Origin of the sequence: Delftia sp. 11MD (assembly GCF_050907895.1) — a bacterium.
Classification (GTDB): Bacteria; Pseudomonadota; Gammaproteobacteria; order Burkholderiales; family Burkholderiaceae_C; genus Comamonas; species Comamonas tsuruhatensis.
The window spans coordinates 5906299-5927010 of record NZ_CP194333.1 but is presented as its reverse complement, the minus strand read 5'-3'; the positions used below and the strand labels follow the sequence as shown (position 1 = coordinate 5927010).

At 67.8% G+C, this 20712-nt stretch carries 15 protein-coding genes; 6 read left to right on the top strand and 9 right to left on the bottom strand.

Annotated elements, in window-relative coordinates:
* Positions 1–6: 6 nt before the first annotated feature.
* The 4 genes from ACRSCF_RS27115 to htpG form a co-directional block, all read right to left on the bottom strand.
* Positions 7–768 carry an exosortase H-associated membrane protein gene (locus ACRSCF_RS27115; protein ID WP_046239197.1) on the bottom strand — a complete coding sequence of 254 codons (762 nt, stop codon included), beginning with the start codon at positions 766–768 and terminating at the stop codon, positions 7–9.
* 10 nt (positions 769–778) lie between these two features.
* Complete coding sequence (gene xrtH / locus ACRSCF_RS27110) at positions 779–1330, bottom strand: exosortase H (protein ID WP_034366861.1); 552 nt, start codon at positions 1328–1330, stop codon at positions 779–781.
* Positions 1331–1479: 149 nt separating this feature from the next.
* Positions 1480–5088, bottom strand: a complete 3609-nt coding sequence (locus ACRSCF_RS27105; protein WP_244387573.1) for an IPTL-CTERM sorting domain-containing protein — start codon at positions 5086–5088, stop codon at positions 1480–1482.
* Between the two features lie 365 nt (positions 5089–5453).
* Complete coding sequence (gene htpG / locus ACRSCF_RS27100) at positions 5454–7400, bottom strand: molecular chaperone HtpG (RefSeq protein WP_017407192.1); 1947 nt, start codon at positions 7398–7400, stop codon at positions 5454–5456.
* A 243-nt stretch (positions 7401–7643) separates the two neighbouring features.
* On the opposite strand from htpG, the gene aqpZ reads away from it, so the two are divergent.
* From aqpZ to ACRSCF_RS27085, 3 genes are all read left to right on the top strand, one after another.
* On the top strand, positions 7644–8348 hold the full coding sequence (gene aqpZ, locus ACRSCF_RS27095) for an aquaporin Z (RefSeq protein ID WP_016446578.1): 705 nt from the start codon (positions 7644–7646) through the stop codon (positions 8346–8348).
* A 238-nt stretch (positions 8349–8586) separates the two neighbouring features.
* On the top strand, positions 8587–10812 hold the full coding sequence (locus ACRSCF_RS27090; RefSeq protein ID WP_016451913.1) for a TonB-dependent receptor: 2226 nt from the start codon (positions 8587–8589) through the stop codon (positions 10810–10812).
* 133 nt (positions 10813–10945) lie between these two features.
* Positions 10946–11626, top strand: coding sequence for a Fe2+-dependent dioxygenase (locus ACRSCF_RS27085; RefSeq protein WP_016451914.1), 681 nt, complete (start codon positions 10946–10948; stop codon positions 11624–11626).
* 24 nt (positions 11627–11650) lie between these two features.
* Here the strand turns inward: ACRSCF_RS27085 and ACRSCF_RS27080 are convergent, their stop codons facing one another.
* The 4 genes from ACRSCF_RS27080 to ACRSCF_RS27065 all read right to left on the bottom strand — a co-directional run bounded on the left by ACRSCF_RS27080 (position 11651) and on the right by ACRSCF_RS27065 (position 17872).
* Entirely contained in the window at positions 11651–14062 is a 2412-nt protein-coding gene (locus ACRSCF_RS27080; RefSeq protein ID WP_244387574.1) for a TonB-dependent siderophore receptor, read from the bottom strand.
* Between the two features lie 119 nt (positions 14063–14181).
* On the bottom strand, positions 14182–15252 hold the full coding sequence (locus ACRSCF_RS27075; RefSeq protein WP_034366863.1) for a FecR domain-containing protein: 1071 nt from the start codon (positions 15250–15252) through the stop codon (positions 14182–14184).
* Positions 15252–15749 (bottom strand): sigma-70 family RNA polymerase sigma factor, encoded by a 498-nt coding sequence (locus tag ACRSCF_RS27070; protein WP_016451916.1) that lies wholly within the window; start codon positions 15747–15749, stop codon positions 15252–15254. The genes ACRSCF_RS27075 and ACRSCF_RS27070 overlap by 1 nt, the downstream gene beginning before the upstream one ends.
* A gap of 212 nt (positions 15750–15961) precedes the next feature.
* On the bottom strand, positions 15962–17872 hold the full coding sequence (locus ACRSCF_RS27065) for a pseudouridine synthase (protein ID WP_244387575.1): 1911 nt from the start codon (positions 17870–17872) through the stop codon (positions 15962–15964).
* On the opposite strand from ACRSCF_RS27065, the gene ACRSCF_RS27060 reads away from it, so the two are divergent.
* Together ACRSCF_RS27060 and ACRSCF_RS27055 are read left to right on the top strand one after the other, a co-directional pair.
* Entirely contained in the window at positions 17771–18052 is a 282-nt protein-coding gene (locus ACRSCF_RS27060) for a hypothetical protein (RefSeq protein ID WP_155524836.1), read from the top strand. The two genes, ACRSCF_RS27065 and ACRSCF_RS27060, sit on opposite strands and share 102 nt — an antisense overlap.
* Positions 18049–18588, top strand: a complete 540-nt coding sequence (locus ACRSCF_RS27055; protein WP_034368690.1) for a hypothetical protein — start codon at positions 18049–18051, stop codon at positions 18586–18588. The genes ACRSCF_RS27060 and ACRSCF_RS27055 overlap by 4 nt, the downstream gene beginning before the upstream one ends.
* Before the next feature lie 17 nt (positions 18589–18605).
* Here ACRSCF_RS27055 and ACRSCF_RS27050 read toward each other — a convergent pair whose 3' ends face one another.
* Entirely contained in the window at positions 18606–19472 is an 867-nt protein-coding gene (locus tag ACRSCF_RS27050; protein ID WP_016446586.1) for an IclR family transcriptional regulator, read from the bottom strand.
* A 57-nt stretch (positions 19473–19529) separates the two neighbouring features.
* On the opposite strand from ACRSCF_RS27050, the gene ACRSCF_RS27045 reads away from it, so the two are divergent.
* Positions 19530–20699 (top strand): acyl-CoA dehydrogenase family protein, encoded by a 1170-nt coding sequence (locus ACRSCF_RS27045; protein WP_016451918.1) that lies wholly within the window; start codon positions 19530–19532, stop codon positions 20697–20699.
* Positions 20700–20712 lie beyond the last annotated feature (13 nt).

The window sequence follows — 20712 nt, the reverse complement described above, 5'->3', positions numbered from 1 at the left end:
CGGCCTTCAGCGCTGCGGCGTGCCGCTGGTGGCCTTGGCCTTGGCCTTGGGCAGGGTGGCCGCGCTGCTGGAAGACACCAGCGGGTGGCCGGTGGAGGTGGCGGCGCCATCGGTCTGGCGCCAGGCCGAGGGCTTGGGCGCCACCATGGGCTGGGGCGCGGCGGCAGGCGCCCGGCTGCGGTTCCAGGCCGGCAGCAGCACGCGGCGCACAAATCCCATGTCCAGCGCCAGCCACAGCAGCACCGGGCACAGCGTGGGCACCATCAGCCCGCCCATCTGGTAGGCGTAGACGATGGCCTCCAGCTGCCATGTCTGTATGCCCAGCACGTTGAGGTCGAGCCGCGCCGCAAGGCACAGCTGCATCAGCACCTGCGAGACCACGCTGAAGGTCTGCAAGGGCAGCAGCGCCACATACCCCACCAGGATGCGCCACCACCGGCCCGGCCCCCAGGCCGCCAGCAGCATGGCCACCAGCACCGGCAGGCCGTAGCCGTAGCGGGCGGGATCGACCTCGACGATGGCCTCGGCGCGGCGCCAGCCGGTCTGCTCGTTGGAGACCTGGACCGAGGAATTGACGACCAGGTTGCGGGGCGTCTCCAGGTCCACGCGCTGCACCCAGCCGTTGGCCGCGTTCTCCAGCACCCACTTGCTCATGCCGGACACCGGCACGGCCAGCCAGCCGGCCGCCAGCGTCCAGGCCAGGGTCAGCACCACGATGCCGCCCATGGCCAGGGCCGCGAAGCGCGAGATGGGATTGCGTCCGATCATGGCCTGCTCCTCAGGCGGCCACGGCGGCGGAAGCTGCAGCGGCAGGCGGCAGCGGCGGCTGGCCGCCGTCATCGTGCGACGGCGCCTTGCGGCCGCTCCAGCGCACCCACAGCAGCCAGAACACCAGCACGTCCAGCATGATCAGCGCCTGCCAGAGGTACTCATGCGCGAAGTTGAAGGCCGTGGTGCTCCACTGGCCCAGGTAGAACAGGCTGATGACGCGCAGCACGTTGATGGCCTGCACGGCCACGAAGCCGGCCAGCAGGCCCACCAGCTTCTGGCGCCATGACGAGGGGAAGGCCATCACGGCGGCAAACAGCACGATGTAGGCCTCCAGGCCGTTGCAGCCGGCCTCGATGGAGACGCCGAAGCCCGTGGCCGTGTTCCACAGCACCTTGCCCGTGGCCGAGGCCGTGCTGTCGAACCAGGTCACCAGCGAGGCGCAGATGTGCGCCAGGAAGGCCGTCCAGGGCAGCACGATGTGCTGCTGCACCCAACTGAGCAGGTTCAGCCCGAACATCGTCAGCTGGATGGCCAGAAAGATCAGAAAGAAACGCAGCATGGCAGGTCTTGGAGTGTTGGTTGCCGGGCTTGCGACCTGGCGGTTGCGAAACAGTGTCCCTCTATAGGCTCGCATTATCTTCGGACCGCTCAAAGACGACAAAGGCCGGTGCGTGAATCACGCCACCGGCCCTTGCCGTCACGGGCGCATCACCGACGCTCGCGCCTGCGCATGGTCCCCAGCGCCATCAGTGCCAGCAGGGACGACATCAGCATCAGGCCCCACTGCGACAGCGTGGGAATGCTGGCCGTGCCGCCCGGCCCCGGCTTGAGCGGCGTGGTGGTCGTGCTCTTGTCGTTGTCGGGATTGCCGTCACCGGGCACCGAGACCGTTGCCGAGTTGACCAGCGGGCGGGCGCCCTTGTAGGGCTTGTCCAGCTTGGTCTCCAGCGTGAAGACGGCCGTGCCGCCCTGGGCCAGCTGCGGCACGCTGCAGGTCACGGTGCGCGTGCCGCTGGCATAGCTGCAGCCGGCCGAGGCCGAGACGAACTCCAGCCCTGCGGGCAGCACGTCGGTCACCGAGCCGCCCGCGGGCGACTGCGGATCGCGGCCGTAGTTGGTGACGGTCAGCGTGTAGCTGGCCGTGTCGCCATCGTCCAGCGGGCCGGCGGGGCCCTGCTTGCCGATCCCCAGGTCAACGGCATTGCCCTGGCGGCTGGTGGAGGTCCGGTCGGTGGTGGTGTTGTTGACGATCACATCGCCGCCATTGCTCAGCCATTCCGTCTCGAAGGGCTTGACCGAGGCCTCGTGGTAGATGGTGCCGCCCGATGCCTTGTCGGGCAGGGTCTGTGCACGCATCTTGAACTTGATGGTCATGCTCTGGCCCGGCGCCAGCGAGGGGATGGTGCACTGCAGAGGCCCGCTGGTCGCGTTCAGCGCCGGCTGCACGCCGCACCAGGAGGCGGAGGCGCCGGGAATGCCGGCCAGCACCAGGCCGTTCTGGTAGCTGAAGGTGGCCGTGGAGCCCGATGCGGGGAACTTGTCGGTCACGACCACCTGGGTGGCGTAGGAGGGGCCGGAGTTGGTCACCGTGATGGTGTATTCGGTGTCCTCACCCAGCACCAGGCCGTCCGCGGTGTGGCGCATGCTGATGTTCACATCCAGCTCGGCACGCTTGAGCCGGGCCTTGGCCTCGGCCTGGTTGTTGGCCTTGGTCAGTTCCTCGGTGGCGGTGTCCACGGCGACCGTGTTGAGGATCTCCGTGTCAGCCGCCAGATCACCGCGCGAGCGCATCTTGTAGGCCACGGTGTACTGCGCGCCTGTGGGCAGCGGATTGGCCCAGGCGCACTCCAGCGTTCCGCCCTGCACGCCATCGGTGGCAGCCGGAGTGCAGGTGCCGCCGCCGGAGACCGTGGGCGTGCCGATGAAGATGGCGTCTGCAGGCAGCACGTCCTTGAGCGTGACATTGGCGGCCGACGAGGGGCCGTAGTTGGGCACCGTGACCGTATAGGTCAGCGGCTCTCCCGCAGCCGCCACCTTGGGCGAGACCTGCTTTTGCGCCGCAATTTCCGCGATGGCCTGCACGGTGATGCTGGCCGTCGAGGAATCGTTGCCGGGATCGGCGTCATGGATGTCCAGGGACTGGGCCGAGGCCGCGTTGGCATAGGTGCCGGTGGTGGCGCGCTTGGGGCGGATCTTGACCTCGATCACCACCTCGGCCTCCGGGGCCATGGAGGTGATGTCGCAGGTCAGATCGCGCGTCTCGCTGTTGACGCCGCCCGTGGGCGTGCCGCAGCTGGCGTTGGCGCCGGAGACGATGCGGCTGGAGACAAAGCCGCCGCCCGGGTAGGTGTACGGCACGGGATTGCCGGCCTCGTCCACCGGGTTGCCGCCCACGATGCGCACGCCGTCGGTCTGCTTGACCAGGGACTGCAGCGCGTCGCGCACGCGGACATTCGTCACCGTCGTGCTGGCCGAGTGGTTCTTCACCACCAGCTGGTAGGTGACCTCCTCACCGCTCTTGATGGCAGCCGGCGGCACGGGGCTGACCACGCTCTTGACGATGCCCACATCCACCTTGTCGGCAGACACGGTGACGGTCGCGGAGGTGGTGGCCGATGCATTGTCCCGGCCGATCACGCCAGCGGAGGCGTTGTTGGTGAAGTCCAGATGGCCCGAAGCCAGCGTGACCTTGGCCCTGACCTTGATCTGGCGGCTGGCGCCCACGGCCAGGCCCGCGGTCGAGGTGCAGCTCGGGGTGGTGCAGGTCCATTCCCCCGCGCCGGTGCCCGCACCGGACATGCTGACGATGGCCATGCGGCCGTCTGCGGGGTTGTCGGTCACGGTGATCTGCTGATTCGGCAGCACGGGCATGGGGCCGGTGTTGGTCACCGTGATCGTGTACTCGAACTCCTGGCCTGCCAGCACCGGGCGGCCAGGGCCGGCCTTGGCCAGCCTCAGCCGCGCATCGTTGCTGAAGTCCACGGCCGCGCTGGCCGTGTTGTTGGTCGTATTGGGCTCGTTGAGGCCGGGTGCCACACCGATCACGCCCTGGTTGACCAGCTGCGTGCCGGGTGTCCCGCCCGCAGCCACGCTGGCCTTGAAGCGGATGGCCTGCATGTTGGCGTAGCCGGCCACCGGGTACTCGCCCGCATGGGTGCAGGTGATGGTGCCGCTGTTGTGGCCGCAGTTCCAGGGCGCCGTACTGCCGTCGAAGCCCGTGAAGGTCACGCCGGCCGGCAGGGTGTCGGTGACGGTGAGATCGCGCGGCACGAGGGAGCCGCCTTCGCGGCGCGGCTGCAGCGTGTAGGTGACCTCGGTTGCCTGCAGCGCATCCAGCACTGTAGGCGCCACCTGCTTGCGCAGCGAGACATCCACGAACTCGCTGCCGCTGGAGACCACGGCGGCGCTGGCGGTGTTGTTGCCGGACTGGCCGTCGGGCATCTCCGTGCTGGCGTCCTTGTAGCCCTTGACGCTGGCAGCGCCGGCAATGGTGCCGCTCATGTTGGCGATGGCCGGCACGGTGATGGCTGGCAGCACGGCGCCTGGCAGCACCGGGCCGCCGCGCGTGCAGCTAAGTTCGCCCGAGATCAGCGGATAGCCCGAGGCCGGCGTGCAGCTCCAGCCGCTGCCTGAGGGCACGCCCGTGACCACGGCGCCGTTGGGCACGGGGAAACGCACCACGGTACGGCCACCGGCGGGGACCTCGGACGGGCCCTTGTTCTGCACGTCGATGACGTACTGGAAGGCGCCGCCGTTGGCGACGCTGGCGGGAGCCGCTATCGCAATGGCCAGATCGGCGGCCTCGGTGGTGGTGAAGTTGCGGTCCAGCTGCGTGTTGTTCTGGTCGTTGTCGTAGTCGGGCGAGGCCATGCGCGCGCTGGCCACGGCGCGCCAGTTGGTGCCGACGGTCGGCAGGATGACCTCGAAGCCCACGGACTTGAAGCCATCGGCGGGCGCCAGGTTGCCGATGTTGCAGACCAGCGTGTTGTTGCCTGCGGTGAGCACCGTGCCGGCAGCCGGTGCCGTGCAGGTGATGCCGCCCGGGCTGCTGCTGTAGCCCTGGAACACGGCGCCCACGGGCAGCACCTCGGTCAGGGTGACGCCTACGGCGTCGGGACCGATGTTGTTGTGCCTGACCTTGGCCACATAGGTGAAGGTGCCGCCGGCAGGCCCTGCCGATGCGTCCTGTCCGTCATAGAGACCATCCTGGTTGACCAGGATGTCGGTATCGGCCGGCGCCGCCACGGCAGCCGCTGTTGCCAGCAAGCCGCCGGACAGCAGCGCACGCGCCAGCCAGCCCTTTCTCGTGAAAGCCATACAAACCTCTCTTTTGCTTCGTTGACAGCGCCGAATGCCGCAGGCACGGACGCACGGGGTGCCCGGCTGGAACAGCTCTGTCAAAAAGCCGACAACCGGACGCACCAAAGGGAGGCATGATGGTTCTTTATTACCAAAAGTAAATATGATCTGGAATTTTTGACAAAAGTGAGTATTTAGAAGAATTTGTGAGTTTTTCGTGAATCCACCGACGACTACCGGTTTTCCTCACGGATTGCAGACGTGAAAAAGCCGGTGGCAGCTTGGCTGGCACCGGCTTGGAAGGCTTGTCTGCCGTGCGCTGGCACGACAGTGAGCAGGCACTGAGGCCTATGGAATGCGCCTGGGCGATCCTTGTGAGGAACTCACGCGAGAAGAGCGTTCACGCGCTTGACGTAGGCGGCCGGGTCCTCGGGCATGCCGCCTTCGGCCAGCACGGCCTGGTCGAAAAGGATGTTGGCCAGGTCATGGAAATGCACCGATCCGTCCAGCTTCTTGACCAGCGGATGCTCGGGGTTGACCTCCAGCACGGGGCGGGCGTCCGGCGCCTGCTGGCCGGCCTGCTTGAGCAGGCGCGCCAGCTGCAGGCTCATGCCGCCGTCCTGCACCACCAGGCAGGCCGGCGAGTCGACCAGGCGCGTGGACACGCGCACGTCCTCGGCCTTGTCCTTGAGCGCCTCCTTGAGCTTGGCCAGCAGGGGCTTGAAGGCTTCGGCCGCTTCCTCGGCGGCCTTCTTTTCCTCTTCGTCCTGCAGCTTGCCCAGGTCCACGGCGCCCTTGGCCACGGACTGCAGCGGCGTGCCGTCGAAGTCGGTCAGGTAGCCCATGGCCCACTCGTCCACGCGGTCGGCCATCAGCAGCACTTCGATGCCCTTCTTGCGGAAGACTTCGAGCTGCGGGCTGTTGCGCGCTGCCGTCAGGGAGTCGGCCGTGATGTAGTAGATCGCGTCCTGGCCTTCCTTCATGCGGGCCTTGTAGTCGGCCAGCGAGACCATGGCGTCTTCCTGGCTGGTGGAGGCAAAGCGCAGCAGCTTGGCGATGCGTTCCTTGTTGGCGAAGTCCTCGCCCAGGCCTTCCTTGAGCACGGCGCCGAACTCGGCGTAGAACTGGCTGTACTTGCCTTCCTTGGCCTTGTCCTCTTCGCTGACCACGTCGGTGACGCCGTCCGTGCCTTCGCCGGCCTCGTGGCGATCGTGCTTGGCCAGGTCTTCCAGCATGGACAGCACGCGCTTGGTGGAGCCGTCGCGGATCAGGCGCACGTCGCGGCTTTCCTGCAGCAGCTCGCGGCTGACGTTCAGCGGCAGGTCGGCCGAGTCGATCACGCCCTTGACGAAGCGCAGGTAGCCGGGCATCAGCGCCTCGGCGTCATCCATGATGAAGACGCGCTTGACGTAGAGCTTGACGCCGGCCTTCTTGTCGCGGTTGTAGAGATCGAACGGTGCCTTGGCCGGAATGAACAGCAGCTGCGTGTACTCGGTGTTGCCCTCCACGCGGTTGTGGCTCCAGGTCAGCGGGTTCTCGAAGTCGTGGCTGATGGCCTTGTAGAAGTCCTGGTACTGCTCGGCCGTGATGTCCTTCTTGGGACGCGTCCACAGCGCGCTGGCCTTGTTGATGGTCTCCCACTCGCCGGTCTTGACCATGGCGCCGGGCTGGTCGTTCTCGCCGTCCTTCCATTCCTCCTTCTCCATGAGGATGGGCAGGCTGATGTGGTCGGAGTACTTGCCGATGACCTGCTTGATCTTCCAGGCATTGAGGAACTCCTCGGCCTCGGGACGCAGGTGCAGCGTGATGCTGGTGCCGCGCTGGGGACGCTCGATCTGCTCGACCTCGAACTCGCCCGTGCCGCCGCTGGTCCAGCGCACGCCTTCGGCGGCCGGCAGGCCCGCGCGGCGTGTTTCCACGGTGATCTTGTCGGCCACGATGTAGCCCGAGTAAAAGCCCACGCCGAACTGGCCGATGAGCTGCGAGTCCGACTTCTGGTCGCCCGACAGCTTTTCCATGAAGGCCTTGGTGCCGCTCTTGGCGATGGTGCCCAGGTTGTCGATGGCTTCCTGCTCGCTCATGCCGATGCCGGTGTCGGCAATGGTCAGCGTCTTGGCGGCGGCGTCGAAGGACACGCGCACTTCCAGGTTGGGCTGGTCTTCATACAGCGCGGCATTGTTCAGCGCCTCGAAGCGCAGCTTGTCGCAGGCGTCCGATGCGTTGGAGACCAGCTCGCGCAGGAAGATCTCGGGGTTGGAATACAGCGAATGCGTGACCAGGTGCAGCAGCTGTGCAACTTCGGCCTGAAAAGAATGGGTTTGCTTGCTCATGCAGACAGTGTCCTATGTCCTATGGGTTCACAACAGGGAAAAAATCAGCCCTCATCTCGGGTCGGCGGATGCAATTTCAAGAGCCCGCCGCCCCTGTGGCGACGCAGGCTGTGGACGATTGTTCACTTTCTTGCCCTCTCGGCAGGCCAGGCGCAGCGCTATAACTGCGCCACTTTCCGCCATTCGGCGGGCAGTGCGCGCAGGGCCCGGGCGCAGCGGCGGGCCTGTTTCAGGAGATTTCCCATGCACAGCTCTGTTCAAAAATGGTCCGCAGAATTCCTCGGAACCCTGTGGCTGACCCTGGGCGGCTGCGGTGCGGCCGTGCTGGCCGCCGCCTTCCCGCAGGTGGGCATCGGCCTGGTCGGCGTCTCGCTGGCCTTCGGCCTGACGGTGGTCACCGGCGCCTATGCCTTCGGTCCCATCTCGGGCGGGCACTTCAACCCTGCCGTCTCCGTGGGCCTGGCCATGGGCGGGCGCTTTGCCTGGAGCGAGCTGCCGGGCTACGTCGTGTCCCAGGTGCTGGGCGCCATCACGGGCGCAGGCATTCTCTACGTGATCGCCACGGGCAAGGCCGGTGCCGACATCGGCGGCTTTGCCACCAACGGCTTCGGCACGCATTCGCCGGGCGGCTACGGCATGACGGCTGCCCTGGTCACCGAGGTGGTGATGACGGCCTTCTTCATCCTGGTCATCCTGGGCGCCACGGCCAAGCGTGCGGCAGCCGGCTTTGGCGGGCTGGCCATCGGCCTGTGCCTGACGCTGATCCACCTGATCTCGATTCCCGTGACCAACACCTCGGTCAATCCCGCGCGCAGCACGGGCCCGGCCCTGTTCGGTCCCGAGATCGCCGTCTCGCAACTGTGGCTGTTCTGGGTGGCCCCCATCGTGGGCGCGCTGATCGGCGCCGTGATCTACAAGGCCCTGCTGTCCAATCCGGCCGACGAGTAAGGCCAGGCACGGGCGCAGCAGGCGCCCCGCAGCAAACCCCGGCGGCTGGCGACAGCCGCTTTTTTTCGTCCGGCAGCAGCCGCGTTTTCATTGGACCTTTGGTGAAACACGGTTTTCGTTTGTTGCATGGCGGCAACGCGAAGGACTTTTACCCAGGGCAAACAGGCCAACTTTACGAAGCAGAAACCGAACACTAGTGATTCGCAATAACAATCCGCGGGCTTTCATCGGAGTGAACATGAGCAAAATCCAACAAATCCTCCCCCCCGCGAACCTCACCCAGCTGGCCCTTGCCGCTGCCCTGTGCCTTGCTGGCACCCCGGCCTTTGCGCAGGCCAGCACCACGCTGGGCACCGTGAACGTGACGTCTTCGACCGAAGCGCCCGTGAAGACCGACAACGCCTCCTCGGCCAAGTTCACGGCCCCGCTGGTGGACACGCCCAAGACGGTGCAGGTCATCAACGAGGAAATCATCAAGCAGACCGGCGCGACCAGCCTGCAGGAAGCCCTGCGGTCCACGCCCGGCATCACCTTCGGCAACGGCGAAGGCGGCAACCCCTCGGGTGACCAGCCCTTCATCCGCGGCATGGATGCCCAGGCCAGCACCTTCGTGGACGGCATGCGCGACATTGCGGCCGGTACGCGCGAAGTGTTCAACCTGGAATCGGTGGAGGTCATCAAGGGTGCCGATTCGGCCTATGCAGGCCGTGGCGGCGCTGGCGGCTCCATCAACCTGGTGACCAAGAAGGCCAGGAACGAGAACTTCATCAGCGGCGACGTGGGCCTGGGCACGGACAGCTACCGGCGCGCCACCATCGACGCCAACCGCGTGCTGGGCGAAGGCGTGGGCCTGCGCCTGAACGCCATGGTGCACGACGCCGACGTTCCCGGCCGCAGCGGCCCCGAGAACAAGCGCTGGGGCATCGCCCCCACGGTGACCTTCGGCATGGGCACGCCCACCGAGGTATCGCTGTCCTGGCAGCACCTGCAGACCGACAACATTCCCGATGGCGGCGTGCCCTACCTGTACACCAGCACGGCTGCCGCCGGCCTGCCCGGCGGCAGCGTGGTGCGTCCCACCTACGGCAGCAACCGCGACAACTGGTACGGCCTGACCAGCCGCGACTACGAGAAGGAAAAGAGCGACCTGTTCACGGCCACCGTCGAGCACAAGTTCACCGACACGAACAAGTTCCGCAACAGCCTGCGCTACAGCAAGTCCGAACAGGACTACCTGTGGACCCAGCCCGACGACAGCAAGGGCAATGCCATCAACGGCTATGTGTTTCGCCGCGGCAATGCGCGCGTGGCCGACATCAAGACGCTGCAGAACCTGTCGGAATTCACGGGCAAGGCACAGACCGGCAGCGTGGGCCACAGCTACGCCTTCGGCCTGGAGCTGTCCAAGGAAAAGGCCGAGTCCCGCACCGCCGCGCTGCAGACCACCAACACCACGTGCACGGCCGCCAGCCTGTGGTGCGCCTCGCTGAACAACCCGGACAGCAGCCCGCTGTGGAACCTGCCCGTGACCCTGGGCGACCCCAGCCACAACAAGATCGACACCGTGGCGCTGTACGGTTTCGACACGCTCAAGTTCAACGACCGGTGGCTGCTCAACGCCGGCCTGCGCCTGGACCACTACAAGCTCAGCGCCTCCGGCCCCGCCGGCCGCAACACGCCGGCCTATGACCTGAGCCGTTCGGACACGCTTTTCAACTACCAGCTGGGCCTGGTCTACAAGCCGGCCACCAACGGCAGCATCTACGCCAGCCTCGGCACCTCCTCGCGACCCGGCGGCTCCATGCTGGGCAACGGCAACGAGGACCTGGGCATCTCCACCGACCAGCTGGCCAACCTGGCGCCCGAGAAGACCCGCTCGCTCGAGCTGGGCACCAAGTGGGACCTGATGGAAAAGCGCCTGGCGCTGACCGCCGCGCTGTTCCGCAACGACGTGACCAATGCGCGCATCACCGAAAACGGCGTCACCTACATGGGCGGCAACAAGGTGGTCAACGGCGTGGAGCTGGGCTTCACGGGCAGCGTGCTGCCGGGCCTGAGCGTCTTCGGCGGCTACACCTACATGGACAGCGAGCAGAAGAACGCAGGCGCAGGCAACGTGGCCAACGGCCAGCCCTTCCCCAACACGCCCAAGCACAGCTTCAGCCTGTGGACCAGCTACAAGCCCATGGCCAAGCTGACCGTGGGCCTGGGCATCTATGCCCAGAGCAGCGTGAACCAGAGCTACATCCGCTCCACCGTGGATGGCGGCATCGTCACCAAGGGCGCCAGCGGCTATGCGCGCTACGACGCCATGGTGGCCTACCAGATCGACCGCAACCTGACCGTGCAGCTGAACCTGTACAACCTGGGCGACAAGGTCTACTACAGCGGCGTGCGTTCGCCCCACTACGCGACCATGGCGGCAGGCCGCTCGGCCGTGGCCTCGCTCAAGTGGACGTACTGATCTGCTGATCGCCCCGGGCGAACGCGCAGCGGCTTGACGCTGCGCAGATCACCGCAAAGCCCCGCAGGCCATCGTCGCCTGCGGGGCTTTTTTGCGGGACACTCATTGATTCCGCCCCTGAGGACCGCCTGCCATGATGCTCCGCATACCCGCCCTGCTCAGCCCCGACGAAGTGCGCCAGTGCCGCCAGGCGCTGGAGCAGGCCCCGTGGCAGGACGGCCGCGCCACGGCCGGCCCCCTGGCGGCCCAGGTCAAGGCCAACCTGCAGCTGCCGCTGGACAGCCAGGCCGGCCAGGCGATAGGCAACCTCATCCTCGACAGGCTGGGGGCCAGCGCGCTGTTCATGTCGGCCACGCTGCCGCTGAAGGTGCTGCCGCCGCGCTTCAACCGCTACGAAGGCGGCGGCACCTACGGCAACCACATAGACAATGCCATCTTCACCATCCCCGGCACGGCCATCAAGGTGCGCAGCGATGTCTCCACCACCGTATTCCTCAGCGAGCCCGACGAATACGAAGGCGGCGAGCTGGTCGTGGAGGACACCTTCGGCCACCAGAGCGTGAAGCTGGCCGCAGGCGACGCCATCGTCTACCCCGGCACCAGCCTGCACCGCGTCAACCCCGTCACGCGCGGCACGCGCTACGCCAGCTTTTTCTGGACCCACAGCCTCGTGGCCTCGGACGAGCAGCGCCGCCTCCTGTTCGACCTGGACCAGCAGATCCAGCAGTTGACGATGCGCCACCCGGGCGACCCCGCCCTATCCGCGCTGTCCGGCACGTACCACAACCTGTTGCGGATGTGGTCGCAGGCCTAGTGGCACAGCCGCCAGGCAGCCGCATCAGAACCTGTAGCGGGCCGTGACCAGCACATTGCGCGGATCGCCATACACGCCCGTGCCATAGGAACCCAGGCCCGGCATATAGGTCTTGTCGAACAGGTTGTTGACGTTCAGCGTCACCGACCACTGGCGGTCCACGTCGTAGCGCGCCATCAGGCCCACCAGCGCATAGGCACGCTGGTCGGCGCGCGCGTAGGGAGCGGCGGACTGCTGGTAGTAGGTCAGGCTCTGCCAGGCCAGCGACCCGCCCACGGTCCACTGCGGGTTGAGACGGTAGCTGGTGCTGAGCTTGAACAGGTGGCGCGGCTGGTTCGTGTTGACCGCGCTGAGGATCACGTCGGGCTGGGCCGGCGCACGCGAAGTGCGGTAGGTGTAGCCGCCGTAGATGTTCCAGGCCGGCGTGATGCTGCCCGACACTTCCATCTCCACGCCCTTGCTGGTCACGCCGTCGATGGCCGCATAGACCTCTTCCCCGGATTGCGGGTTGGCGCTGACGTACTGCGCGGCATTGCGCTGCTGGATGTGGAACAGCGCCAGCGAGGCGTTGAGCCGGCCGTCCAGGAACTCGCCCTTGACGCCCACTTCGCGGCTGCGGCCCGTGAGCGGCGGCAGCGGGCTGCCGGCAGCGTCCTTGTAGTAGGTCTGCGGATTGAAGATATCGGTCTGGCTGGCGTACAGCGACAGCTGGCGGTTCAGGTCATACACCACGCCCGCATAGGGCACGGTCTTGTGCGCCACGCGCAGCGCGTTGTTCACGACGTAGCTGCCGTTCAGGCCCGTGGTGTCGTCCAGCATGTCGTACCAGCTCACGCGCGCACCCAGGATCACCGACAGATCGTCCGTGGGCCGCAGGCGCGCGGCGCCGAAGACACCCTTTTCCACGATGCGCGTCATGCGGTGGTTGCGCAGCTGGAAGTCGGGCCGGGGCACCTGGCCGTCCCACTCGAAGTAGTTGCCCACGGGACCGTAGGCATTGCTGTAGCCGGGCGCATGGCGGCGCTGGCGCGACCAGCTGGCGCCGAACGACAGCTCATGCTCGCGCCCGAACAGCTGCAACGGCCCGGACAGCGCCGCATTCACGGCCTGCGTGGTGGCATCGGTGGGAATCTTGTTGGACAGCATGTTGATGCCCAGGCCGCTGACCGGGTCCACCATGCCGTGGGCTGCCACGCCGACCTCCACGTCGCGCGACTGGCGCAGCCGGCTGGCAGACAGGTCCATCTTCCAGCCATTGCCGAAGCTGTGCTTGAGTTCGGCAAACACGTTGGTGCTGTCGTTGTCCCAGTACGACCAGCGCGCCGCAGGGTTGAGCGAGGTGGGGAAATGCGTGCGGCTGCCATCCTTGAAGAACAGCGGGATGTGGCCGAAGCTGGCCCCGTTGGCGCGCGTCTGCATGTGGTCAATGCCCAGGCTGGCCACGGTGCCCGGGCCCAGGTCGGCCTCGATGATGCCGTACAGGCTGCGCACGTTGCGGCTGTAGTCGTCCACATGGGACCTGGCGTTCTGCGCCACGGCCACCACGCGGGCGCGCACGCGGCCGTCTTCGGTCAGCGGCGCGGAGATGTCGCCCACGCCGCGCAACCGGTCATGGCTGCCGATGGCCGCCTCGGCCGAGGCCTGGAAGGTCTTGGTGGGCCGCTTGCGCACCAGATTGACCACGGCCGACGGATAGCCCGCGCCCGTGAGCAGGCCTGTGGCGCCCTTGACCACTTCCACGCGGTCATAGATGGCGCTGTCGGCCAGCGAGGTCGTGTACTGGTTGGCCGAGTCCATGGTGTTGGGCACGCCGTCGAACTGGAAATTCTCGATGGCATAGCCGCGCGAGTAGAAGGTGGTGCGCTCGCTGTCGTTGCGGCCCACGGTGATGCCGGGCGTCTTCTCCAGCACCTCGGGCAGGCTGGTCAGGCCCTGGTCGTCCATGAGCTGGCGCGTGACCACGCTGACCGACTGCGGCGTCTCGCGCTGCGACAGGCCCAGCCGTGTGGCCGTGCTGGACTGGCGCGTGGCGTAGGAGCCCGTGCCTTCGGAGACCGCGCTGCGCTCGGCAGCCGCCGTCACGTTGACCGTGGCCAGCGTGGCACCAGCGGCCGCCACGGGCGCCACCTGCTCCACGCGCCGCAGCGCATAGCCGCCGCCGGCCTGGCGCACGGCCTGCCAGGCGGTGCCGGCCAGCAGCGCCTCGAAGGCAGCCTCCACCGTGTAGCTGCCGCGCAGGCCCGCGCTGCGCTGTCCGGCCGTCTGCTCGGCCGTGAAGATCAGGGCCACGCCGGCCTGGGCGGCCGTGCTGCGCAAGGCGGCATCCAGCGGGCCGGCAGCGACGTCATAGCTGCGCTGGGCCTGGGCCAGCACGGCGGCGGGCATGAGCGCGATGGCCAGCGCCAGCGCGGGGCGGGGCATGAAAAGGGGTTGCATGGTCCTGGGTTCTCCCTGTGTTCCGATGTCGAAAATCAAAGCTCTCGGAAACAAGGAAGCGCGGCGCGGGAAATCGGGTCACCCCCGGCGCAAAAAAAGCGAAAAGGAAGAAAAAAGCCTCAGCCGCGCACCTGCGCAGGCTCCACCACCACCCACCAGCGCGTGCGCCAGCGCAGTTGCACGGGCAGCGCACCGGGCAGCATGGCCAGCACGGCGTCCGTGCCATCGATGCCGCCTTCGTCCAGCGGGAACACGCCTGAGAACCGCAGCCCGGCCACGGCCGGATCGGCGTGCAGCCAGCCGGGGCGGTAGCGGTTGAGCTCGGCCAGGAAGTCGTCCAGGCGCTGGTTGTCCACCCACAATTGGCCCCGGCTCCAGGCGTCGTCCGCGGGGCCGGCCGGCTGCACCGTGCCCCAGCCCGTGCGCGTGAAGTCCATGGCCTCGCCCGCCTGCAGGCGCCGTGCGGATGCGCCTGTGCCGGCCGGGCGCAGCTCCACGGCGCCCTCGAACACCGCCACGCGCGCACCTGCCTGGTTGCTGCGCACCATGAAGCGCGTGCCCAGGGCGCGCACGCGGCCGTGGGCGGTCTCCACCACAAAGGGCAGATCGCCCAGCGCACCTGCGGGATGACCGGTGGTGAACAGCGCCTCGCCGGCCAGCAGGCGCAGCCGGCGCTCGCTGCCGTCGAACTGCAAGGCCACAGCGCTGCCGGGGCCCAGCAGCATGTCCGTGCCGTCGGGCAGGCTCCAGCGGCGGCGCTGCGTGCCGGTGGAGTAGTCGGCCGCCATCTGCTGCCACTGAGGCGTGCGGCTGGCCAGCCAGCCCGCGCCCGCCGCCGTGCCCAGGCCCGCGAACAGGCCCAGCAGGCGCCGCCGCGCAGCCCGGGGAGCAGCGGACAGGCCGCGATAGCCCGCGCCACCGGCATTGAGCCCCGTCAGCGCGCCCGTGACGGCCTGCAGATGAGCCCAGGCGCGGCCATGGTCGGCGTCTTCATCGAGCCAGCGCTGCCAGCGCGCCCGGTCGGCGGCCGAGGCCTGGCCCGATTGCAGCAGCGCAAACCAGCCTGCCGCCGCCCGCGCCACGCCGGCCGGCAAGGGCCGGCCCAGCGCCTGGGGCGCCTGGATACTGCTGCCGGGTAGCGGCGTGGCGCTGGACAGGCGCCGAGGATCGGAAGGAGGCACCGGCGCCATCAGGACAGAGCCAGCACGAAGCAGCGCTCATAGCCCTGGGCCAGGTAGCGCTTGACGCTGGTCATGGACACGCCCAGGCGCGTGGCGATGTCCGCATAGCTCAGGCCTTCGAGGTGGGCCAGCAGGAAGGCCTCGCGCACCTTGGGCGCCAGCGCGTCCAGCGCCTGGTCCACGGCCTGCAGTGATTCGAGCGCGATCAGCCGCTCCTCGGGCGAGGGAGCCAGCTCGGCCGGCAGCAGGGCCAGGGTGTCGAGATAGGCGCGCTCCAGCAGCCGGCGCCGGTGCTGGCGGATCACAAGATGGCGGGCCACGGTGGCCAGGAAGGGGCGCGGCTGCTCGATGCGGCCGGCCATGCCCGAGGTGATCACGTTGACGAAAGTGTCGTGCGCGATATCGGAAGCCTCGAACACATTGCCCAGCCTGTGGCGCAGCCAGCCTTGCAGCCAGCCGTGGTGTTCGACATAGAGGGTGTGTACAGGATCGGCCGGTGCGCGCATGAAAAGACGGACGCGCCCCGGACTGGCGTGCCGCAGCGCTGAAGCTCGTTTGAGAATGGTTCGCATTCTAAACACGAGCTGTGCGCTCACTGAAACCGGCGCGGCCCAAGACCAGAGACACCAAGCAAGGGCCGCCCCGCCGCGAGGGTGTCGTCCCCCTCCCCCGCGAAGCGGGTAGAGAGGGGGAAGCGGCGCAAGCCGCTCAGGGGGTGCTAAAAGCCTTCGTGTGCACCCAAATAGCGCCACTGGCCCACAGGCAGGTTGCCCAGCGTCACGCGGCCGATGCGGATGCGCTTGAGGCCCACCACGCGCAGGCCCACCAGTTCGCACATGCGGCGGATCTGGCGCTTCTTGCCTTCGGTCAGCACGAAGCGCAGCTGCTCGGGGTTCTGCCAGTCCACCTTGGCGGGCTTGAGTTCCTCGCCGTCCAGCGACAGGCCATGGCACAGGCGTGCCAGCTGCTCGGCCGGGAACACGGATTGCACGTCGATGTCGCGGTCGCCGTAGGTCACGCGTACCAGGTACTCCTTGTCCATCTCCGAGTCTTCGCCAATGATCTGGCGCGCCACGCGGCCATCCTGGGTCATGACCAGCAGGCCCACGGAGTCGATGTCCAGCCGGCCGCAGGGCGCCAGGCCCTTGAGCTGCGCGAAGTTGAAGCGCGTGCGGCTGGTGTCCTGGTTCCAGTGGTTCTGGGGAGTGACCAGGACCACGGCGGGCTCGTGGCCATCCTCGGCCTGTCCGCTGACGTAGCCCATGGGCTTGTGGATCAGGATGGTGACCTGCTGGTCCTGGCGGTCACGTGCCTCGCGCTCGACCGTGATGCGGTCGGCGGCCACCACGTTCTGGCCCATGACGGCGAGTTCGCCGTTGACGCGGACCCAGCCCTTGTCCACCCACTCGTCGGCCTCGCGGCGCGAGCACAGGCCCATGTCGGCCAGGCGCTTGTTGATGCGCACGGCGCCCGGAACCTGCTCCTGCACGGGCGCGGGGGCACGCTTGACGGGAATCTCGCGGCTGGCGCCACCGTCGGCGGGACGGTAGGTGCGGATGCCGCTGAGCGGACGGTAGGCGGGTTCGGCCTGGGCCGGCGCATCGCGGCGCGGGCCGCGGGCGTCATCACGGCGGGGACCGCGCGCATCGTCGCGGCGGGGGCCCCGGGCGTCGTCACGGGGGCGATCACGGAAGCCGCCTTCCCGGGGGCCGTCACATTGCCCATCACGCGGACGCTCGTCGCGCTGGCCATAGGGCCGGTCGCGGCGATCATCCGGGCGGGGCGGACGCGGGGGACGGGAGTCGCGCATGTCGCCCGCATGGCGCGTGTCACGCGCATCACGGGGATCGCGCTGCTCGCGCGGGGCACGGTTTTCGCCGCCGCCCTGGCCACGCCAGTCGCCACGCGGCTGGGAACGGTCCAGGTCCTCGGCACGGCCGAAACCGCTGCTGCGCGGGCGCTGATCACGGGCGTCGCCGCGGGGTGCCGCATCACGGGCATCGCCGCGAGGGCCTGCGTCACGGCGGTCGGAGCGCTCGTAGCGTTCATTGCGCCCGCCGCGGTCATTGCGGTCATTGCGGTCGTTGCGCGGGCCGCGTGCGCCCGCAGATCTGCCTGCGCCACCAGAGGGGCGGCGGGCATCGCCAGCCGGCTCGGCCTGTGGCTTTTCGGGGCGGCGCAGCACAGGGCGCGCGGAGGGCGCTGCCGCCTCGTCGGCGCCGGGCCGGGACGGTTTGGAAGAAGTAGGGGATGACATTAGGCCGCCATTGTCGCGCGGCACGGCCTGCAGCGGCAGCGCCCTGCGGCCAATACGGGCATTGCGCTCGGCTATCGGCCCCGCGCTGCCCCGGCCCGCCGGGACCCCTGCGCGGTCCCGCAGCGAAGCGCCTGCACGAAGGACGGCACACCCGTTGTGCGAGCCCGATTCCCGTCCATGGCAATGCACCTGGCCCCCAGGCCCATCCCATTCGCTGTATCCGTCGCGATATGCATATTCATATGAATCCCCAATGAAAGATGGATCAGGTTGAATCAACTCGCCACGAAAATTCGCCATCCGGCCAATGAGGAAATAACAGCCCATGGCATTGAATATGTAAAAAACTGTATTTCTCACGAGCGCATTCATTCATTTTCCATTGCAAACCAATCCATTGGGCTTGCCATTTCCCATGTATCTCCCCATAGAATGGCGCCCGTCCAGAGACAGGGGCTCTCTTTCGAGACAACAGCCCTGCGCGCAGCGCCCGCTGCGGCATCCAGACCATCACGCCCGGAATCCCGCCTTATTCAACAAGGAAAACCATGAGCGATACACCCAACCTATTGAATTCCATGCCCTTGAAAGAACAATTCAAGGCGCTGCTCATCACCAAAATGGACTTGACGGGAATCGAGTGGTCCGATATGGAGACCGCCATTGGCCCGAATGCCGACAAATACCGTCCGCTGTGGGAGCGCATGGTCAGCGGGAAAAAGGGATTCTTCGCCGCACTCAGTCCCTGCTGGACGGCCATTCCCTTCATGGGCGTGTCCTGGGCCATTGCCCGCCGCGTCTACGCCTATGCCGTGGTGGCCTTCATCACCCTGTTGATCATCAACCTGCTGATGCCCGGCACGGGCGGCGCGGGCCGCGTGCTCGGCATCGCGGTGGCGATTTCCTTCACTGTCAAGCGCACCTACCTGCAGTGGCTGGTCACGCGCGTACAGCAGGTCAACCAGATGGGCCTGGCGGGCGCTGCGCGTGAAGAGGCGCTGCGCCAGATCGGCGGCCTGGACCAGAAGAACGGCTGGATCTCCTTCGGCGTGCTGCTGGCCATCGGCATCGTGCTGGCCGCCTTCTGAAGCGCCAGGCCCGCAGATCAGCGGTCCACGGGCAGCCGGTCGCACAGGGCCACCAACTGCGCCAACTGGGGGCCCACATCCCGGATCAGCGTGCGGGCCGGCATGCGCAGGCCCGGCACGGCGCAGTTGAACAGCAGCCGGCGAGACCCGTAGCGGATGCGGGAGGCCGCGCCCACCGCGCACACGCCCAGGCCGGAGTCGCCCATGTTGACCGCGAAGCCCCGGGCGGCATAGTGCGCCAGGCTTTCGCTGGCGTTGTCCCTGCAGCGCGCGTATTCCTCGGGCCGCTGGCTGCGCACGCGGTCCAGGAAGCGCTGCAGTTCCCCGGCATCGAGCTGGGCAAGCCCTGCCCGGCCCATGGCCGTTTCCAGCACGCCGCGAACCGCGCCCACGCCGGGGCGCTTGAGCGTGCCGCCTTCCCAGGCGCAGGTGTCCAGGTAGACCACATCCAGGTCCATGACCACGCCCACCGATACCGCCCCCTTCACGCGGTCGGCCAGGGCCTGCATGGGCAGGCGCAAAGGCCCCAGCAGCGGCGTGTTGATCACATAGGGGTAGCCCAGGGCGACGGCGGCCGGGCCGACGAAGTAGCGGTCCAGCCGCTCGTCATGGTCCAGGTAGCCCATGGTCTGCAGGCTGCGGCACAGCCTGGACACGGTGGGGCGCGGCAGGCCCAGGCGGCGGGCCAGCTCGCTGTTGGCATGCGGGCGCGGGTCGCTGACGAAGCACTGCAGGATCATCAGCCCCTTGGCCAGCGTGCCTGCGAAATACGGGTCCTGCTCGCGGATGCGGCAGACATCCTGCGAGTCCCTGGGTTGGTGGGCAATGGGGGTGTGGGGCACGTGGCGATTGTGCGGACCACCGCCGCAAAGCCGCAACTGCATTTCAATATTTGAAACTGCATTGCAGCCCTGGTGCCCGCGCTTCCTACAGTGCGGCCCATGAGCCAAGCCCCCACCCCCCAACCCGCCGACGCCCGCCTGCAGGCGTTGATTGCAGACATCCGCCATTTCGTGCGCCACCGCTGGCATCCGCTCGAAGAGCAGATCGAGCGCGATGACGAGATCCCGCCCGCCGTGGTCCAGGAACTGCGCGACAAGGGCTATTTCGGCTGGAGCATTCCCCAGGCCTACGGCGGCCTGGGCCTGAGCACCGAGGAGCTGGTGCGCTGCGCCTTCGAGCTGTCCCAGGCCTCGGTGGCGCTGCGGGCCCGCGTGGGCACCAACACCGGCATTGGCTCCGAAGCCCTCGTGGCCGACGGCACCGAGGCGCAAAAGCAGCGCTGGCTGCCGCGCATGGCGCGCGGCGAGCTCACGGGTTGCCTGGCGCTGACCGAGCCGGACGCGGGCTCGGAGGCAAGCAACATCCAGACAACGGCGCGCCGCGAGGGCGACCACTATGTGCTCAACGGCAGCAAGCGCTTCATCACCAATGCGCCGCTGGCCGATGTGTTCACCGTCATCGCCCGCACCGGCGAAGGCAGCACGGGCAGCGAGGGGCTGACGGCCTTCTTCGTGGAGCGCTCGCCGGGCCTGGTGACAGGCCGGCCCTATCGCAAGATGGGCCAGGCGGGCTCGCCCGTGTCCGACGTGCATTTCCAGGACTGCCGCGTGCCGGCCGACCAGATCATCGGCGGGCGCGAGGGCCAGGGCTTCAAGACCGTGATGAAGGTGCTCAACAAGCAGCGCCTGCACCTGGCCGCGCTGTGCACGGGGCCGGCGATCCGCATGCTGGACCTGGCGCTGGCCCATGTGCGCCAGCGCGAGCAGTTCGGCCAGCCGGTGGCGAACTTCCAGCTGGTGCAGGCCATGCTGGCCGACAGCCGCACCGAGATCTTCGCGGCCCAATCCATGATCCTGGAGGCCGCCCGCGCCCGCGACCGGGGCGAGGACGTGGCGCTGTCCGCCTCCATGTGCAAGTACTTCGCCTCCGAAATGTGCGGCCGCGTGGCCGACCGCGCCGTGCAGATGTTCGGCGGCGCAGGCTATGTGGCCGACTTCAGCCCCATAGAGCGCTACTTCCGCGACGTGCGCCTGTTCCGCCTCTACGAAGGCACCAGCCAGATCCACCAGCTCAACATCGCCAAGCTCATGCTGCGCGAGAGCGCCTGACACCGGAGGCCTC

What these genes read in the sequence shown, in the direction of transcription:
- xrtH (WP_034366861.1), bottom strand. Translation starts at nt 1,330, where the DNA reads ATGCTGCGTTTCTTTCTGATCTTTCTGGCCATCCAGCTGACGATGTTC.
- ACRSCF_RS27065 (WP_244387575.1), bottom strand. Translation starts at nt 17,872, where the DNA reads ATGAATGCGCTCGTGAGAAATACAGTTTTTTACATATTCAATGCCATG.
- ACRSCF_RS27055 (WP_034368690.1), top strand. Translation starts at nt 18,049, where the DNA reads ATGAGCGATACACCCAACCTATTGAATTCCATGCCCTTGAAAGAACAA.
- ACRSCF_RS27090 (WP_016451913.1), top strand. Translation starts at nt 8,587, where the DNA reads ATGAGCAAAATCCAACAAATCCTCCCCCCCGCGAACCTCACCCAGCTG.
- ACRSCF_RS27075 (WP_034366863.1), bottom strand. Translation starts at nt 15,252, where the DNA reads ATGGCGCCGGTGCCTCCTTCCGATCCTCGGCGCCTGTCCAGCGCCACG.
- htpG (WP_017407192.1), bottom strand. Translation starts at nt 7,400, where the DNA reads ATGAGCAAGCAAACCCATTCTTTTCAGGCCGAAGTTGCACAGCTGCTG.
- ACRSCF_RS27085 (WP_016451914.1), top strand. Translation starts at nt 10,946, where the DNA reads ATGATGCTCCGCATACCCGCCCTGCTCAGCCCCGACGAAGTGCGCCAG.
- ACRSCF_RS27105 (WP_244387573.1), bottom strand. Translation starts at nt 5,088, where the DNA reads ATGGCTTTCACGAGAAAGGGCTGGCTGGCGCGTGCGCTGCTGTCCGGC.
- ACRSCF_RS27070 (WP_016451916.1), bottom strand. Translation starts at nt 15,749, where the DNA reads ATGCGCGCACCGGCCGATCCTGTACACACCCTCTATGTCGAACACCAC.
- ACRSCF_RS27080 (WP_244387574.1), bottom strand. Translation starts at nt 14,062, where the DNA reads ATGCAACCCCTTTTCATGCCCCGCCCCGCGCTGGCGCTGGCCATCGCG.
- ACRSCF_RS27045 (WP_016451918.1), top strand. Translation starts at nt 19,530, where the DNA reads ATGAGCCAAGCCCCCACCCCCCAACCCGCCGACGCCCGCCTGCAGGCG.
- aqpZ (WP_016446578.1), top strand. Translation starts at nt 7,644, where the DNA reads ATGCACAGCTCTGTTCAAAAATGGTCCGCAGAATTCCTCGGAACCCTG.
- ACRSCF_RS27115 (WP_046239197.1), bottom strand. Translation starts at nt 768, where the DNA reads ATGATCGGACGCAATCCCATCTCGCGCTTCGCGGCCCTGGCCATGGGC.
- ACRSCF_RS27050 (WP_016446586.1), bottom strand. Translation starts at nt 19,472, where the DNA reads ATGCAGTTGCGGCTTTGCGGCGGTGGTCCGCACAATCGCCACGTGCCC.